Annotated in this window: 16 protein-coding genes; 7 read left to right on the forward strand and 9 right to left on the reverse strand. The window is 72.7% G+C overall.

Features of this window, described 5'->3' with window-relative positions; all coding sequences use genetic code 11:
- Nucleotides 1-31: 31 nt before the first annotated feature.
- Complete coding sequence (locus QSK20_RS09110; protein WP_285788140.1) at nucleotides 32-721, reverse strand: DUF305 domain-containing protein; 690 nt, start codon at nucleotides 719-721, stop codon at nucleotides 32-34.
- A 128-nt stretch (nucleotides 722-849) separates the two neighbouring features.
- Here QSK20_RS09110 and QSK20_RS09115 point away from each other — a divergent pair, with 128 nt between their 5' ends.
- Entirely contained in the window at nucleotides 850-2301 is a 1452-nt protein-coding gene (locus tag QSK20_RS09115) for an LVIVD repeat-containing protein (RefSeq protein WP_285788141.1), read from the forward strand.
- Between the two features lie 57 nt (nucleotides 2302-2358).
- On the opposite strand, the gene QSK20_RS09120 is transcribed toward QSK20_RS09115, so the two are convergent.
- On the reverse strand, nucleotides 2359-3363 hold the full coding sequence (locus tag QSK20_RS09120) for a linear amide C-N hydrolase (protein ID WP_285788142.1): 1005 nt from the start codon (nucleotides 3361-3363) through the stop codon (nucleotides 2359-2361).
- A 110-nt stretch (nucleotides 3364-3473) separates the two neighbouring features.
- Between QSK20_RS09120 and QSK20_RS09125 the strand changes: the two genes are divergently transcribed.
- A complete protein-coding gene (locus QSK20_RS09125; protein WP_157749024.1) occupies nucleotides 3474-3695 on the forward strand; it encodes a DUF2188 domain-containing protein in 222 nt (73 codons plus the stop codon).
- A 146-nt stretch (nucleotides 3696-3841) separates the two neighbouring features.
- Here QSK20_RS09125 and QSK20_RS09130 read toward each other — a convergent pair whose 3' ends face one another.
- Nucleotides 3842-4336, reverse strand: coding sequence for a GNAT family N-acetyltransferase (locus QSK20_RS09130; RefSeq protein WP_285788143.1), 495 nt, complete (start codon nucleotides 4334-4336; stop codon nucleotides 3842-3844).
- A gap of 101 nt (nucleotides 4337-4437) precedes the next feature.
- On the opposite strand from QSK20_RS09130, the gene QSK20_RS09135 reads away from it, so the two are divergent.
- Nucleotides 4438-4608: a DUF7003 family protein gene (locus QSK20_RS09135; RefSeq protein ID WP_285788144.1), complete on the forward strand. Its 171-nt coding sequence runs from the start codon at nucleotides 4438-4440 to the stop codon at nucleotides 4606-4608.
- A 217-nt stretch (nucleotides 4609-4825) separates the two neighbouring features.
- Here QSK20_RS09135 and QSK20_RS09140 read toward each other — a convergent pair whose 3' ends face one another.
- A complete protein-coding gene (locus tag QSK20_RS09140; RefSeq protein WP_285788145.1) occupies nucleotides 4826-5158 on the reverse strand; it encodes a glyoxalase superfamily protein in 333 nt (110 codons plus the stop codon).
- A 170-nt stretch (nucleotides 5159-5328) separates the two neighbouring features.
- On the opposite strand from QSK20_RS09140, the gene QSK20_RS09145 reads away from it, so the two are divergent.
- The gene (locus QSK20_RS09145; protein WP_285788146.1) at nucleotides 5329-5457 is read left to right on the forward strand and encodes a hypothetical protein; all 129 of its coding nucleotides are present in this window, start codon (nucleotides 5329-5331) and stop codon (nucleotides 5455-5457) included.
- 112 nt (nucleotides 5458-5569) lie between these two features.
- Here the strand turns inward: QSK20_RS09145 and QSK20_RS09150 are convergent, their stop codons facing one another.
- Nucleotides 5570-6541, reverse strand: a complete 972-nt coding sequence (locus tag QSK20_RS09150) for a PfkB family carbohydrate kinase (RefSeq protein ID WP_285788147.1) — start codon at nucleotides 6539-6541, stop codon at nucleotides 5570-5572.
- 184 nt (nucleotides 6542-6725) lie between these two features.
- Between QSK20_RS09150 and QSK20_RS09155 the strand changes: the two genes are divergently transcribed.
- Nucleotides 6726-9710: a carbohydrate binding domain-containing protein gene (locus QSK20_RS09155; protein ID WP_285788148.1), complete on the forward strand. Its 2985-nt coding sequence runs from the start codon at nucleotides 6726-6728 to the stop codon at nucleotides 9708-9710.
- 112 nt (nucleotides 9711-9822) lie between these two features.
- Here the strand turns inward: QSK20_RS09155 and QSK20_RS09160 are convergent, their stop codons facing one another.
- A complete protein-coding gene (locus QSK20_RS09160; protein ID WP_285788149.1) occupies nucleotides 9823-10770 on the reverse strand; it encodes a DUF5715 family protein in 948 nt (315 codons plus the stop codon).
- 320 nt (nucleotides 10771-11090) lie between these two features.
- Here QSK20_RS09160 and QSK20_RS09165 point away from each other — a divergent pair, with 320 nt between their 5' ends.
- On the forward strand, nucleotides 11091-13316 hold the full coding sequence (locus tag QSK20_RS09165) for a glycoside hydrolase family 43 protein (protein WP_285788150.1): 2226 nt from the start codon (nucleotides 11091-11093) through the stop codon (nucleotides 13314-13316).
- Between the two features lie 97 nt (nucleotides 13317-13413).
- Here the strand turns inward: QSK20_RS09165 and QSK20_RS09170 are convergent, their stop codons facing one another.
- The 3 genes from QSK20_RS09170 to QSK20_RS09180 form a co-directional block, all read right to left on the reverse strand.
- On the reverse strand, nucleotides 13414-13986 hold the full coding sequence (locus tag QSK20_RS09170) for a 2'-5' RNA ligase family protein (protein WP_285788151.1): 573 nt from the start codon (nucleotides 13984-13986) through the stop codon (nucleotides 13414-13416).
- Between the two features lie 183 nt (nucleotides 13987-14169).
- A complete protein-coding gene (locus QSK20_RS09175) occupies nucleotides 14170-14775 on the reverse strand; it encodes a response regulator transcription factor (protein ID WP_285788152.1) in 606 nt (201 codons plus the stop codon).
- On the reverse strand, nucleotides 14772-15947 hold the full coding sequence (locus QSK20_RS09180) for a sensor histidine kinase (protein WP_285788153.1): 1176 nt from the start codon (nucleotides 15945-15947) through the stop codon (nucleotides 14772-14774). The genes QSK20_RS09175 and QSK20_RS09180 overlap by 4 nt, the downstream gene beginning before the upstream one ends.
- A gap of 131 nt (nucleotides 15948-16078) precedes the next feature.
- On the opposite strand from QSK20_RS09180, the gene QSK20_RS09185 reads away from it, so the two are divergent.
- A complete protein-coding gene (locus QSK20_RS09185) occupies nucleotides 16079-16951 on the forward strand; it encodes a hypothetical protein (RefSeq protein WP_285788154.1) in 873 nt (290 codons plus the stop codon).
- Nucleotides 16952-17124 lie beyond the last annotated feature (173 nt).

The following is a 17124-nucleotide window of genomic DNA, read 5'->3' on the forward strand; positions in this document are numbered from 1 at the left end:
CCCGCCCGGGGGCGGCGGTGACGCGCCCCGGTCAGCGGTCGAGCAGCGTACGCATCCGGTCGATCTCCACGTTCTGCTCGACCGCGACCGCGTTGGCGAACTCCGACAGGGTCAGGTCCGCGCCGACCCGGAGCAGATCGGTGGCCATCGCGATGGCGCCCCGGTGGTGGTCGGTCATCATGCTGACGAAGAGACGGTCGAACTCCGCTCCCCGGGCGGCGGCGAGTTGCCGCATCGCCTCCGGGGACTGCATGCCCTGTATGGTGCCGGTGCTGTGCCCGTGGCCGGTCTCCTCGGCGGGCAGTCCCCGAGTGGCGAGCCAGCCCCGCAGCATCCCGACCTCCGGCCCCTGGCTGGCCCTGATCCGGTCGGCGACCGCCCGCACCGCCGGGTCACCGGCCCGCTGCGGGGCGAGCGCGGCCATCTCCAGCGCCTGGTTGTGGTGCGGGATCATCGCCCGGACGAACCGGACGTCCGCGTCGTTGTGGCCGGGTGAGGCGTCCCGGCGTACCTCGTTGCCGGCACGGGTCACCGCAGGCTCACCGGGACGCCCCGGGACGATCACCGGTGGACCGTCCGGCGCGGGTGTGGCCGTGGGTCGGGCGGCGGGCGGTGGGGGTGGCGCGGGCCGGTCCGCGGTGACGCGCAGCAGCAGCGCGGCCGCCCCCACCACCAGCAGCACCATGGCGACCGCCAGCAGCCGTCCATGTCGGACCGTCATCGGCACCCCTCCCCTTTTCGGCTGGCACCGGAGGGCGGAACAACTCCCGCCTCCCGGTCACATCGACTGCTATCGTCAGGTTGCAAGGCGCCCTCGTACCATAGCCTTTCCGTCGAAGGATGCCGCCGATGAGCAGAGCGCTCCCGCCCCCACGTCACCTGCGGACCCTGGGCCTGGCCGCCACCGGCCTGCTCCTGATCGGTCTCGCTCCCGCCGCGCCCAGCGCCGCGAAGACCGCCCCCGCCGCGGATCCCGCGTCGGCGAGCGCCCAGAGCCCGGCGACCATACCCGGGGTCGACGAGATCGTCAGCAGCCCCAACATGCGGCTGGTCGCGAACACGCCGATCGGCGAGCCGCTGAACACGAGCGTCAACAGCGACCTGGCCTTCCAGGGCCGGTACGTCTTCGTGGGCAACTACAACGGCTTCCAGATCCACGACATCGCCCGCCCGGAGCGGCCGAAGCTGGTCTCCCAGGTGCTCTGCCCGGGGTCGCAGAACGACATCTCGGTCCACGGTGACCTGCTGTTCCTGTCGACCGACTCCCCCCGCAGCGACGACTCCTGCGCCAGCGACCGGGTCAACCCGGACCAGACCGCGTGGGAGGGCATCAAGATCTTCGACATCAGCGACAAGACCGCCCCGCGCTACGTCAAGTCCGTCCAGACCGCCTGCGGCTCGCACACGCACACCCTGGTGCCGTCGCGCGCCCGGAACACCGTCTACCTGTACGTCTCCTCGTACGGCCCGTCCGACACCTACGTCGGCTGTTCCCGGCCGCACGACTCCATCTCCATCGTCAAGGTGCCGGTGAAGAACCCGACGGCGTCGAGCGTGGTCGCCGTGCCGAACCTCTTCCCCGACGGCGGGTACGAGGGACGTCCGGGCGGCTCCGCCACCAGCGGCTGCCACGACATCACCGTCTACCCGGACAAGGACCTGGCCGCCGGCGCGTGCATGGGTGACGGCATCCTGCTGGACATCGCCGACCGGGAGGCGCCCCGGGTGATCAACCGGGTACGGGACACGGAGAACTTCGCCTTCTGGCACTCGGCCACGTTCAACAACGCCGGCACGAAGGTGGTGTTCGTCGACGAGCTGGGTGGCGGCGGCGCGGCCACCTGCAACGCCGTCGTGGGACCGAACCGGGGCGCGAACGCCGTCTACGACCTCTCCGGAAAGGGAGACGCCCGCAAGCTGACCTTCCGCAGCTACTTCAAGATCCCCCGGGCCAACGCCGACACCGAGAACTGCGTGGCGCACAACGGCGCGCTGCTGCCGGTGAAGGGTCGGGACATCATGGTCCAGTCCTGGTACCAGGGCGGGATCTCGGTCTGGGACTTCACCGACTCGACGAAGCCGAAGGAGATCGGCTACTGGGAGCGGGGGCCGCTGTCGGACAGCGAACTCACCTTCGGTGGCACCTGGTCGGCGTACTACTACAACGGGTACATCTACTCCAGTGACACGATCAAGGGCCTGGACATCCTGGAGATCAACGACCCGCGTACCGCGTCGGCGAAGCTGACCCGGTTCCGGGAGTTCAACCCGCAGACCCAGCCCAGCTACCGCAGCCGGTAGTCGATACGCGTCCTCGGCCCGGCCCCGCACGGGGCCGGGCCGAGGTGTGTCCGCCGGTCAGGCGGTCGGCAGCCGGTACTCGTGCCGGCCACCGGCCGCGGTGACCACCCGCACCTCGCCGTCACGCAGGCCGTACGTCACCGACCAGCGGGTGTGCCCCTGCCGGACGTCGTCGAGCAGGTCCAGCGCCGCCGGGGCGGCCAGCCGGCCGTCGGCGGCGGTCAGCGCCTCGGCGAGCACCCGGTAGCGGTGGTCGGCACGTCGTCGCTGCTCCGGCACGTCGATCACGGGCACGTTGGTCAGCGCCTGCCACTTCCCGTCCCCCGGCTGAACGCGCATCCGGCCGTCGACGAACTCCACCACCGCCGACGCGCCGGTCGCGTCGGCGAGCAGGTAGTGCAGCGGCGGCCCGCCCTCGAAGTCGAGGTTGTACCGCCCGAACACCTTCACCGCCTCGGCGACCGTGGCCGCCTCGTCGAGCACCAGCCGCAGGATCCGGACACTGCCCACCTTGGGCAGACCGGGCACCGGTTCGGCGCGGGCGTTGTCGTCGGCGGCCAGCCCCACCGCCAGGCCCCGCTCGTTCATCCCGTCGAAGGGCAGCAACGGGGCGTCGAGCAGCCGACGGTCACCGGTCGGGTCGGCCCCCACCCCCAGGTAGGAGATGTCCACCACGGAGATCGAGGCGTACCCGTCGGGCGGGTCGGTGCGCAGCACCATCGCCGGGTTGGGGTCCCAGTCGAAGTTGCGGGCGAACAGCGGCCGGGCCGGGTCGCCGAGCGCGGCGAACAGCGAGCAGCCGACCGGACTGGGGGTGGGCCGGTCCAGACCGGGGTGGGCGTCGTAGTCGCCGACGTAGGTCATCTCGTACAGGGGCAGGTCGTCGACGCGACGCAGGCTGGCCAGCGTCCGCTCGGCCTCGGCCGGGGTCTGCCGGGAGGCGACCGGGGTCGCCGGCGCGCCGGTCGGCCCGGCCGGCGCGCCGGTCACCGGTTCCGCCCCCGAGCAGCCGGTCGCCGCCAGCAGCACCGCCAGACCGAGCACGAGCGCATGTCTCCGCATAGCTGGAAGACGCTAGGGCAGCAGCGGTGGGTTGTCCACGGTGGTGGATGTCCCGGTTTCCGGTCGCGAGTGGTGGGTACCACGAACGTCGAAGGGACGGTGAGGTGACGATGAAGCGCAACGAGTACCACGTGGTGCCGGACGGTCAGGGCTGGAAGGTCGAACAGGGCGGCAAGCAGGTCGGCCGGTACGACACGAAGCAGGTCGCGGTCGAGGCGGGCCGGAAGGTCGCGCACGACAACGAGCCCAGCCAGCTCGTCGTCCACACCGCCGACGGCCGGATCGAGACCGAGTACACCTACCGGGACGACCCGTACCCGCCGGCGGGCTGACGCCCCGCCCCCGACACCACCGACGGCCCGCCGGAGCCACCAGCGTCGCTGGACCCGGCGGGCCGTCGTCGTGTCCGACGCGACGCCCTCACGACACGACCCCGGACGCCGCCGCTCCGCAGCGCCCTGACTCCGGAGGCCGGCCGCTAATCCACGAGGCTCTTGGCCATGACGTGCTCGCGGCGCACCCCGTCGGGCATGAGGTCACCGAGTTCACCCGTGTCACGGAAGCCGCTTCGCTGGTAGAGCGCCCAGGCGTGCTCGTTGCCCTCTGCCACGGCCAGCCGCAGCGTCCGCGCGCCCACCAGCCGGGCCCACTGTTCGACCGCCCGCACGAGATGGTCGCCCACGCCTCGGCCACGTCCGGCAGGCGCCACGTACATCGAGATCAGCTCGACGACCCCGTCGTGGTGGGTCGGCACACCGCTGGCCATCCCGACGGGTTTCCCGTCGAGCACCGCCACGATGTTGTAGGAGCCGGGAATGGCCAGCCGACCGCGCCAGCGTTCCTCGCGGTCACCGTCGCCCTGCCAGTCCGCCAACTGGGCACCGAAGGCGTACCCGGCCTCCGCCAGCGCCGCGAGCCGCAGTTCCCGCCACATCTCCCAGTCGCCTGCACCGAGCACACGTGTATCGAGCATGCGGAAAGGGTTCCCCATGGAGCGCGGCGCATCAACCGTGCAGCACACACGTCCTGACACCCGACACGCAGCTACCGGCGTTATCCTCCGTCGACTGATGCGTGACAGTCGTCCGCCACCAGGAACGGATACCGTTCGAGACCTGCCCCAGCGACATTGAGACCTACCAGCAGATCGGTGAGGTGCTGGCCACCGCTGACCCTTCCCGCTACCAACCGACCCTTCCAGGGAACACGCACTGGAGCAACTGGCCGTGGTCGGGGGCACTGTGACACCGTGCGCCGCACCACGGGCAGGGGACGCGCGTCCGATCGTGCCGCTGCCGCTGCAAACCCGGCCGCGCCCGGCGGCCCCGTCGACGGGCACGACGTTGACGAGCACCAGGCCGTCGCGCACGACGTTGCCGGATGGTTCGCGGATTCGGTGTACCGCAGTGATGGTGTGGCCGGCTGCCGAATTGGCCGGTCCTCCGCGCGATGCGAGCGAGTGTTACTCCGGCGGCGTGCCGATCCGGAGCCGGTTGCCGTCAGGGTCGCGCAGCTCAACCTCATGCCCCCACGGAGCATCCTTCGCCTGCACACCGAACTCGGCGGCGATGGCCTCGACATTGCGAACGCGGAGGTAGACCAACGTGTCGGGACGGGCGTCGCCCTTGTGCTCCGACAAGAACAACCGCATCCCGCTCCGGGCTACCTCCACGAACGCGGGCAGTCTTGGTTCGAAGCGGTGTTCCCATTGCTTGGCGAAGCCCAGTCGCTCGTACCACGCGACCGCCGCCGCAGCGTCCTCGACGTGAAGAATGGGAATGACTTCCTCCTCCATGAAGCCATGGTCGCAGCGGTTGCCGAATTGGCCTCCACGGGGGGCAATGGGCGCGGCAAGCCGCCTTGTCCCGGCCTCCGACCAGCCTGAGCGGTCAAGTCGACGCGGACCCTGTTTACGGTGCTGTACGACCGCCATACGGCTGCCCTGTACCGATACGCCCATGGCGGGTGGGCGCAGAGTTCGTCGAGTTCCTCGGCTGGCAGGTCGTACCGGTTACCGCGAACGGTGGCCAGCAGTCGCGACGTGAGGTGGTCCTGGACGTGCCCGTCGTCGATGGCGCGGGACAGACCCCGTAGCGCCGCACTTCGCGCAACGACAGCGAGCAGGGGTGGCCGCCAGGCACGGGGGCACTCATGCTCAGGTCGAAGGGCTACGGCCAGCACTGGAACGGGCTGCTGCCGCCCCCGATCACCGAGCCGCCCGAGTTGAAGGTGGCGACGAGGGTGCAGGCGTACCCGCCGGGATCCTCGCCAGTTGGGCGGCGATGGCCGCGTCGGTCAGCGCCGGCCGCCCACCGGGGCTGCCGACGGTGGCCCCGGCCGCCGCCACCGCGAGCCGGGCCAACCGGTCGCGTGGTTCGTCGCGGAGCAGGCTGGCGGTGAGCGCGGCGACGAAGGCGTCCCCCGCCCCGGTGGTGTCCACGGTCGTGGTGTCACTCAACGGCACGAACATCTCGTCGTCCGGCCAGGCGAAGGCGTTGCCCGCCCCGTCGACCTCCACCGCCACCAGCGAGGGGCCACGGGCGAGCAGATCCCGGGCGGCCCGCAGCCCACCGGCCGCGTCGGTGGGTTCCCGACCGGTGAGCAGGGCGGTCTCCTGGCCGTCGGCACGCAGCACGGTGGCGGTGGCGAGCAGGTCGTCGGCGGCCTCGGGGGCGGGCGCGCCGTCGAGCACCACCAGTCGGCCGGCGCCGTGGGCCAGGCGGGCGGCGGCCAGGGCCGCCGCCGGGGGCTGTTGCAGTTGGACGACCACCGCCCGCGCCGTGGTCAACGCGTCGGCGGCGGCGGTCACGTCCTCCTCGGTGAGCAGCACCGGTTCGGGCAGGTCCTCCAGGTAGCGCCAGTGGGCCCCGGCGTCGACCACGTCCACGATCAGCCCGGTGGACGTGCCGTCGCGTCGGATCACCGAGGCGACGTCGATCCCGTCGGCGTGGGCCTGCGCGAGCAGCGTCCGGCCCACCTCGTCCTCACCGACCACGCCGAGCAGTCCCACCCGGACGCCCAGTTGGGCGAGTCCGACGGCCTGGTTGGCGCCCTTGCCGCCGAGCAGTTCGCGCCGCCGCCGGACCGGGGCGGTCCCGCCGGCGTCCGGCACCTCGTCGACCTGGAGCACCAGGTCCCGGGCGACCTGTCCGACCACCATCACGTCCACGTTCGTCATGACCTGTTCCTCACCCGTTCGCCAGTTGGGCGACATCTGGTCTCAGGAGAGTGATGGTGGTAACTTCCCGGCAAGACTTTCATGTTCTTGCAGAAACATTACTCACCGCAGAGTCAAGGATTGCAAGAACATCCAGCTGCCCCCGTCGGGACCACGCCGGGAGCCCTCCGTACGAGGAGAGTCGATGAGCAGCACCCGAACCCGGCGGCGATGGGCGGCACTGGCCGTGACCGTCGGCCTCGCAGCGGGCCTCAGCCCGCTCACCGGAGCCTCGGCCGCGCAGACCGTCACCGTCTACTACCAGCCACCCGCCGCCTGGGGCAGCACCGTCAACGTCCACTACGCACCGACCGGAGGCACCTGGACCACTGTGCCCGGCGTGCCGATGGAGACCGCCTGCACGGGCTGGCGGAAGCGGACCATCGACCTCGGCGCGGCCACCGGCGCCCAGGTGGTCTTCACCAACACCACCGGCACCTGGGACAACAACAACGGCGCGAACTACCGGATCGGCACCGGAACGGTGACCGTCTCCGGCGGGGTGATCGGCACCGGCGACCCGTGCACCGGCGGTGGAACGCCCGTACCGGGCCCCGCCGAGGTCTGGTACCACACCGGCAGCCGGGGCTGGTCCAGCGCGAACATCCACTACCAGGTCACCGGCGGCAGTTGGACCGCCGTGCCCGGCGTACCGATGCAGACCGTCTGTGACGGCTGGGCGCGGAAGGTGGTCGACCTCGGCGCCGCCACCGGCCTGCGCGCGGCGTTCAACAACAACGCCGGTCAGTGGGACAACAACAACGGCGCGGACTACCGCATCGGGGCGGGTGTCACCACAGTCCGGGCCGGCGTGGTCACGCCGAACGCGACCGCACCCTGCACGGCACCGACCCCGGACACCACGCCCCCGTCGACGCCGACCGGGCTGACCGCGACCGCCGACGGCGTGCGGATCAGCCTCGCATGGACCGCCTCGACCGACGACCGGGGCGTCACCGGCTACCGGATCACCCGCACCGGCGGACCGCAGGGCACGGTCACCCTGACCACCACCGGCACCGGCCTCGTCGACGGCAACCTCACCGCCAGCACCCGCTACGAGTACACCGTCCGGGCGCACGACGCGGCCGGCAACGCCTCGCCCGCCAGCACCCCGGCCGCGGCCACCACCGGCACCGCTCCCCCGGACCCGCCCGGCGGCACCCCGCTCGGCGGCGACCCCCGCGAGGACACCATCTACTTCGTGATGACCGCCCGGTTCGCCGACGGTGACAGCGCCAACAACCGGGGCGGCAGCCAGCACGTGAAGTCCGGCAACGCGGCCAACGACGACCCGATGTTCCGGGGCGACTTCCAGGGCCTGATCGACAAGCTGGACTACATCAAGGGCCTGGGCTTCTCCGCCATCTGGATCACGCCGGTGGTGCTCAACCGCTCCGACTACGACTTCCACGGCTACCACGGGTGGGACTTCTACCGGGTCGATCCCCGCCTGGAGAGCCCCGGGGCGAGCTACCAGGAGCTGATCAACGCCGCACACGGCAAGGGCATCAAGATCTTCCAGGACGTGGTCTACAACCACAGCTCCCGCTGGGGCGCGAAGGGCCTGTTCACCCCGACCGTCTACGGCGTGCGCGACGAGCAGTGGAAGTGGATGTACAGCAAGCAGGAGCCGGGACGGTCGTACGACCCGATGGTCGAGCACGCCGGGAACGACCCGGAGCTGACCCCGGCCCAGAACGCGCTCGCCAAGGGGCGGCCGTACAACGGCGACGTCTGGTCGACCGCCGTGCCCGCCGGCAACCAGTGCCTGCGCTGGGGCACACCGAACGGCCGCAGCCCGGAGGGCTACACGCTCTACGACTGCCAGTGGCCGTCGCCGACGAACAAGCTCTTCCCCGCCGACCTCTACCACCAGTGCTGGATCGGGAACTGGGAGGGCGAGGACTCCCGTAGCTGCTGGCTGCACGAGGACCTCGCCGACTTCAACACCGAGAACCCGAGGGTCCAGCAGTACCTCATCGACGTGTACAACAAGTACATCGACATGGGGGTGGACGGTTTCCGGGTCGACACCGCCGTACACATTCCCCGGGTCACCTGGAACCGTCGCTTCCTGCCGGCCATCCAGGCGCACGCGGTGGCGAAGCACGGGGCCAAGGGCAAGGACTTCTACGTCTTCGGCGAGGTCGCCGCGTTCGTCAACGACAAGTGGAACCGGGGCTCGGTGAACCACTCCGCGCAGTTCTTCACCTGGAAGGAACGCAAGGAGTACAGCCCGGACGACGTCCGTGCCGCGATCGAGCAGTACGACTACGAGCAACTGCTCGGCACCGGCAACCAGCCGACCAGTGACAACGCTTTCCTGCGTGGCAACAGCTACCACACCCCGGACCACTCGAAGTTCTCCGGCATGAACGTCATCGACATGCGGATGCACATGAACTTCGGGGACGCCTCCAACGCGTTCCACAACGGGAAGGACTCCGACGACAGCTACAACGACGCCACGTACAACGTCGTCTACGTCGACAGCCACGACTACGGGCCGAACAAGTCGAACACCCGGTACACCGGCGGCACCGACGCCTGGGCGGAGAACATGAGCCTGATGTGGACGTTCCGGGGCATCCCGACGCTCTACTACGGCTCGGAGATCGAGTTCCAGAAGGGCGCCCGGATCGACTGCGGGCCCACCTGCCCGCTCGCCACCACCGGACGGGCCTACTACGGCGGCCACCTGGAGGGCAGCGTCACCGCCACCGACTTCGGTGTCGTCGGCTCCGCCAGCGGCCCGGTGGCCACCACCCTGAGCAAGCCGCTGGTCAAGCACGTGCAGCGGCTCAACCAGATCCGGCGGGCGGTGCCGGCCCTGCAGAAGGGGCAGTACTCCACCGAGGGCGTCACCGGCAACATGGCCTTCAAGCGTCGGTACACCGCCGGCGGGGTGGACAGCTTCGCCCTGGTCACCGTCTCCTCCGGCGCGACCTTCACCGGCATTCCGAACGGCCGCTACACCGACGTGGTCACCGGTGACGTGAAGACCGTCGGCAACGGCACGCTGACCGCCAGCGTCAGCGACGCCGGCAACCTGCGGGTCTACGTGCTCGACCTGCCGGGCAACCCGGCACCGGGCAAGGTCGGCGCCACCGGCCCGTACCTGCGCTGACGGCTGGGTTGGTAGGAGGGGTCCCCTGTTACCGCTTTCTGCGGTGCAGGGGGCCCCTCCTACCACCCGGACGCGGCCTTCGGGCCGACGCCGAGCACGCCTGCCGCACGTCTCAGCACTCCCCCAGCTCGCCCCGGTACGCCCCGCGCAGCCGGGACACGGCCTCGGGGGCGACGCAGAGGTGCCACGCCTGTCCCTCGTCGACGACGTTGACCTCGCCGGCGTCCTGGCGGCCGAGCAGCACGTTGGCCAGCGCCTCGGCGGCACCGAACCGGCGGAACCAGTGCATCTCCACGTCGACGGCCCAGCCGAGGCAGTGCGAGCTGGGCAGCATGGCCGCGTAGCCGAGCCGGCGCAGCCGGTACTGGTGCTCCAGGCTGCGGGTGAGGCTGGTGACCCAGAGCGGGGGCGTGCCGGCCGGCGCGGCGAGGGCGAACTCGGCGGCGATCTGGTTGAGCAGCGCCACCGGTTCGGGGCGGGCATGGAGGACCCGCAGTCCGGCGGTCCGCGGCACCTGGTGCGGGACGATCCGCCGTTGCGCGACGCGGACGGCCCGGCCGAGGAGGGTGCCGGGTTGCCTCCGGTAGCGGAACCGCAGCAGCCCCCGGCGGCGCAGCCGGTCCAGGTCGACCAGGTTCGGGTCCCGCTGGATCTGGTCGTCCGTGAGGTAGGTGGACGCCGTCGCCCACCACATCACGTCGATCCGGGAGAGCAGGTAGATCCGGACCAGGGCGGTGAGGTCGGCGGCGGAGCTGCGGGCGTTGGGCCGGTAGCGGGCCATCTCCAGCAGCAGGGTCTCCCGGGCACCGATCACCCCCTGCGGAGTGGCCCGGAGGACGTCGGCCAGCGCCGGCTCGCCGAGCCGGTCGGTGAGCAGGGACTGCCGGGCGGCGGCGGAGTGCTCGTCGGCCAACGCCCGGACCTCCACCAGCAGTTCGGTCACGGCGGCGCGGTAGGCGTCCAGGTCGGGTCGGGTCGCCGTGCTCCGGGCCGCCCGGACCGGTCCCTCGGCCGTCGCGGACGAGCCGGGCCGCCCCGGACGTCGGCTGGGCACTCGCATGGCACGGTCCTCTCTCCCGGTGAACGGCAGGATGAGCCTCGACACGACGGTATCCACCACTACCGCCGCAAGTACGAGGATTGCTCTTATCTGGCATGAAAGCTCCCCATCCGGGGGAAGCCTGCCGCAGGTGCCACCCGAGGGCGGCGTCCACCGGCGCCGGCACGCGCCGCACCGCGTCCGAGCCGAACGCGCCCGAGCACCGCCGATCTGGTGTGGACCGGCGAGAGAGATCTTTACATCGTTGTATCCAACGTTGTAGAAAGGCACGACACCGCAGCGACGACGGTCGACACCACCGACGACCCAAGGCAGGTCTGATGGGACACCTCCGCCGCGGCGGCGCGTGCAGCGCCGTACTCGGACTCGTTCTCGCGGCCACCGCGTCCGCGCCGGCACTCGCCGGCCCGGACCGTCCGCCCCGCTACGACAATCCACTCTCCGCCTCCTTCGCCGACACCTTCGCCGACCCGGTCGTCGTCCGGGGACCCGACGGGCTCTGGTACGCCTACGGCACCACCGACCCCCTCCGGGAGGGCGAGAAGCAGTTCCACGGCATCCCCATGGCGCGCTCGTCCGACCTGGTCCGGTGGACCTACGTCGGGGACGCGTTCACCCCCGGCCAGCGCCCCTCGTACGCCGCCGAGGGGGCCGGCTTCTGGGCCCCCGACGTGCGCTGGGTCGACGGCCGCTGGGTCATGTACGTGACCGTCACCGACACCACCGTCTCCCCCGACGGGGGCGACTTCGCCGTCGGCGCGGCGACCGCCCCCACCCCGACCGGCCCGTGGACCTTCGTCGACGAGCCGGTCGTCGCCCCCCGGCCCGGTGGTGGCGGCGGCTGGCTGTGGACCATCGACCCGAGCCAGTTCACCGACGTCGACGGGACCCCCTACCTCTACTACGGCAGCTACTACGGCGGCGTCTCGGTCACCGAACTCTCCCCCGACGGGCTGCGCGCGGTCGGCGAAGCGACGCTGGTGGCGATCGACAACAAGTTCGAGGGCAGCTACGTGCTGCGGCACGACGCCTGGTACTACCTCTTCGCCTCCACCGCCAACTGCTGCGCCGGGCCGGCCACCGGCTACTCCGTCCACGTCGGCCGGTCCAGGAGTCCGCGCGGGCCGTTCGTCGACCGCGACGGGCTCGCGTTGACCGCCTCCCGGGCCGGCGGCACGCCCGTGCTGACCCAGAACGGCAACCGCTGGATCGGCGTCGGCCACAACGGATTCCTCACCGACCTGTCCGGTCAGGACTGGATCGTCTACCACGGCATCGACCGGGCCGACCCGTACCTGGACGAGCCGTTCGGCATCAACGAGCGACCGATGCTGATCGACCGCCTCGACTGGGTCGACGGCTGGCCGGTGGTGAACGCGGGCGCGGGGCCGTCCGACGGCGAACGACCCGCCCCGGTCACCACCGGGCGGGTCGACGAACGCTTCCACGACGCCGCCCTCGCCGGCTGGCGGCGCGACGGCGACTGGCGGGTCACCGACGGGCGGCTGCGCGGCACCGGCACGCTGACCAGCCGTACGACCACCGGCGGGGACGTCCGCGCCGAGGTGGACCTGCGTCCGTACGCGGCCCGCGCCGCCGGCGTCGACCTCGGTGACCGGCTCGACGTCCGCGTCGACACCGCCGCCGGGCGGCTGGTGGTCCGCGACGGCCGGCGCACGGTGAGCACGCCGCTGCCCGCGGCCTTCGACCCCGGTCACCGGCACCACCTGGCCGTCGAGGTACGCGGCGACCGCCTGGTCGCCGAGCTGAGCCCGGTCCGACTGGGCGACCAGCTCGCGGTGGTGACCCTGCGCCTGGACCGCCCGCCGGCCGGCCGCCTCGGCCTGGTCGCCGAGGGCGGCGTGGCCGAGTTCGACAACGCCAGCGTGGCCCGCCTGCACCAGCCGGTACGGCGGACGGTGCCGGAGCCCCGGGCCGGCGGGCTGCTGCCCCGCTTCTCCGACGAGTTCGACGACGGCCTCGACGCGGACTGGCAGTGGGTCCGGCCGGACCCGGCGGTCACCGTCACCGACGGCGCGCTGCGCTGGCCGGTGCGGTCGACGGACCTCACCGGCACCGGCAACACCGCCGGAGTGCTGTTGCGCGACGCGCCGACCGGCGACTACGTCGTCGAGACGAAGGTGACCCTCGAACTGGGCGAGGAGACGGTCCGCAACTACCAGCAGGCCGGCCTGGTGGCGTACGTCGACGACGACCGGTTCGCCCGGCTGAGTCAGGTGGCGATCTGGAACACCCGGCAGGTCGAGTACGGCTACGAGCTGCCCTTCGCCGGCCAGCCGGTGTACGGCGGGAACATCGTCGGCACCCCGGCCACCACCACCTGGCTGCGGCTGGCGCACCGGGTCGACCCGGCCACCGGCGAGCACGAGTTCCGGGCCGGGTCCAGCCGGGACGGGAGTACCTGGACCTGGGGTGGCGTCTGGACCTTCCCGGCCGACACCACCCCCCGGATCGGCCTGGTCGCGCACGGCGGATCCGAGCCGGCGGTCACCGCGCAGTTCGACTACCTGCGTTTCCACCGGTAGTCACCGCGACGGACGGTCCACGGGGTGCGGCGTCGGACCGTCCAGCCGGGCCCCCCCGCCCAGCCAGGTGGGGGGCCCGGTCACGAACCGGGGCCGGTCACGAACCGGGGCCGGTCGGCGCGGCGGGCGGCCGGCCCACGCCGCGCGCCGGACGACGGGCACCGCCCAGCGGGGTGACCGTCCGGTCGGCGCCGTCGTAGCTGCGGGCGGCGACGAACGCGCCGGCGGGTCGGCCGACGGCGGCCACCGCGCGGGCCCGACGGCGGTCGGCGTCCCGGAAACGCAGCGCCAGGCTCAGGTGCGGAACCCAGCGGCCCGGCTCGTGCCAGGGCAGCCGCCCCTCGGCACCGGCGAGAGCGTCCCAGACGGCGGCGTGCAACGTGGTGAGCGCGGGTGACGGCTGGAGCAGCCAGACCAGCGGGGCGCTGCCGTCCAGGACGGTGATCCGGTCCAGCCGCACCGGCAGGGGCAGCGCGGCGTCGACCAGGTCGGCGAGACGCTCCTGGGCCCCGGGCGGGAACTCCTCGACCGAGGCCAGCGTCAGGTGCGGACGGTTGGTCGGATGGGTGTTCCGGGCCAGGCTGGGCAGGCCGGCCTCGGCGAGCCGGTGCCACGCGTCCCGGACCGCGTTCTCCAACGGTGGGGAGCAGAGCAGCTCGACGGTCCGCACGCCGCCAGGCTAGCCGCCTCCTGCCGCTTCGCTGGCGCCGGAGGTGGTTGCAGGGACCCCTCCTCATCGTTTTCGCCCGGCAAGGTGCCCCGGCAACCACGCACCACCACCGCAACCACCACGACGACGTGACGGTGGCGGGCGGTGCAGTGCGGCGACGGGGCCGGTGCGGCGCAGCGGCTCTCACAGCCAGCCGTTGTCCCGGGCCGCGCGCACCGCCTCGGCACGGCTGGTCGCCCCGAGCTTCTGCACCGCCGAGGCGAGGTAGTTGCGCACCGTGCCGCTGGACAGGTGCGCGCGACGGGCGATCACCGCGACCGGCGCGCCGTACTCGGCCAACCGCAGCGTCTCCAGCTCCCGTGGCGTCAGTGGGCACGGTGGGATGCTCAACGCGTCGGCGGCCAGCGCCGGATCGACGTACCGGCCGCCGCCGCGCACCCGTCGGATCACGTCGGCCAGCGCGCCGGCCGGCGACCCCTTGGGCAGGAAACCACGCGCCCCGGCGGCGAGCGCGCGGGACAGGTGCGCGGGCCGCCCCCGACCGGTGAGGATCACCACCGCGCAGTCGGGCAGTACCCGGGCCAGTTCGGCGGTGACGCCGAACCCGTCCAGGCCGGGCATCTCCAGGTCGACCACGGCCACGTCGGGGCGGTGCGCCAGGGCGGCGGTCACCGCGGCGGGCCCGTCGGCGGCCTGCGCCACCACCGTCAGGTCCGGTTCCAGGTCCAGCAGGGCGCCGAGGGCCGCCCGGATCAGCTCCTCGTCGTCGGCGAGCAGGACGCGGATCATGCGGCTGCCGGCTCCCGGTCGCCCACCGCCCCGGCCGGCACGGTCGCCTCGACCGTGAAGACGTCGCCGTCACGCCGGACGGCGAGCACGCCGCCGACCGCCGCCAGCCGTTCGGTCAGGCCCTCCAGGCCGTGACTGCGGTCGCCCGGGCCGGCCGCCGGGGCCCCGTCGTTGGCGACGGTCATCCGGGCCGTCCCGTCCTCCAGGCTGATCTCGATCCGGCACCAGCCGGCCCGGCTGTGCCGCAGCACGTTGGTGCTCGCCTCCCGCAGCACCGCCGCGAACTGCGCGGCCGTCCCCGCCGGCAGTTCGCCGTCGGGAAGGAGCACGGTGGACCGTACGCCACAGGAGCGGAGCACCTGCCCGACGGCGGCGACCTGGTCGGCGAGGTCGACCCGCCGGTACCCGTGCACCGCGTCGCGGACCTCGTCCAGGGCGGTGGCGGCCAGTCGGCGCACCTCGTCGGCCTCCCGCCCGGCGCGCTCGGCGTCCACCGGGGCGAGCCGGGCGGCGAGTTCGGCCTTGAGGGCGATGACGGTCAACGCGTGCCCGAGCACGTCGTGCACGTCCCGTGCGAACCGCAGGCGCTCCTCGGTGGCGGCCAGCCGGGCCCGCGCCTCCTGCCCCTCCCGGGCCTGCACCAGCAGGTCCCAGAACCAGAACTGGAGACCGTTGACGGCGGCGATCCCCAGCCCGACGCCACCGGTGACGGTCACGTGCCGGACGACGGAACCACCGCCCAGTCCGGCCACCGTCACGGCGACGAGCAGCGCGCCGGCCGTGACGGGCAGCAGGGCCCGGACCGGGCCCAGCAGCGGTGCGGTGCCGACCACCGAGGCGCCCAGCCACGCCCAGCTCGGCCAGGAGCCGGCGGCCAACGGCGCGACCAGCGGCACGCTGAGCACCGCCGCGCCGACGAAGGCGAGGCGGCGACGGCGGCGCGTCCGGTCGTCCAGCCAGGGGGTGACGGCGGCGTGCACGGCCGCGCCCTGCGTGGCGGCGAAGAGGACGATGCCGACCGCTCCCCCGGCCAGCCGGAGGCCGTCGGTCTCGCGGAACAGCCCGACCGCGGGCAGGAGCAGACCGGCCCACAGCCCGCCGGCCAACGACAGCAGGGTGACCGTCCGGGCCCGGCGCAGCCGGTGGTCCGGGTCGGCGGAAGTGGTCGGCACGGCCCCGATGCTAGAGAACGACGCTCCGGCCGTCAGGCCCGCGACGCACGGGTACGCCGGGCGTTTCGCACGGCCGACCGGTGACACCGCGCGGATGGGTTCCGGGGGCGGGCACGCCGCAGGCTCGACGCATGACCGAAACGACGACCAGAACGACCCCGGTGCCCCGGACGACGACCGGGACGCCCGCCGTGGCCGCGCCGGTGGCGGGTCGACGCCGGCTGGTCCGCCCCGTACTGGAGATGCTCGCCGCCATGGTGGCGGGGATGCTCCTGCTCGACCCGTTCTGGGCGGTGGCCGCCGACCGCCTCGGCCGGACCGGCCTGCTCGACCGTCCCGACGTGGGCGTCGCGGTGATGGCCGTGGACATGGCGATCGGGATGACGGTGTGGATGCGGTACCGGCGGCACCCGTGGTCCGGGGTGGGTGAGATGGTCGCGGCGATGCTGTTGCCGCTGGCGCTGCTGGCCGTACCGTGGTGGGCCGGGCTGATCGGCGCGGACACCCTGATGCTCGGCGCGCACCTGCTGATGGTACCGGCGACGGTCGCGGTGGTGTGGCGTCGCCGGGACGAGCACCTCCACCCGGGCGGTCCGGCCCCGGCGGCGGGTCCGCTCGGCGGTCTGCTGCGTCGCCGCTGGCCGACCCTGCTGGCCCTGCTGATGACGGTCGACATGTGGTTCACGTCGAACGTGCCCTCGGCATGGTTGCTGCTGGTGCTGCCGACGGGCTACCTGGTGGTCGGCGCGTACCGGCGGCGGCTGGGCGACGGTCGGGCGCTCGCCGTGCAGGTGGCCGGGGCGCTCGTCTGGGGCGGGGTGGCGGTGGTGGCGGCGACCGCCGCCGAGCCGCTCGCCACCTGGCTGCTGGCGGCCGGCTGGCTCGCCCACTCGGCGTGGGATGTCGTGCACCACCGCCTGGATCGGGTGGTCCCACGCGGGTACGCCGAATGGTGCGCCGTCCTCGACGCCGCCGTGGGAGTCGCGATCCTGCTGACGCTCTGAGTCGTCCGTCCCGACTGTCGATCGGGGGTGCCCGGACCCGCCTGGTGGTCCGGACGGCAGCGGGACGACGTGGCCCGTCGACGGGGCCCGGCGGTGCGGACGGCGCCCGGTCGGGTGCCGTCCGCACCGGCGTACCGGACGGGCTTCGGAGCCCGCGCCGTCGATGTGGCCCG

It is taken from the genome of Micromonospora sp. NBRC 101691, from assembly GCF_030269285.1.
GTDB lineage: Bacteria > Actinomycetota > Actinomycetes > Mycobacteriales > Micromonosporaceae > Micromonospora > Micromonospora echinospora.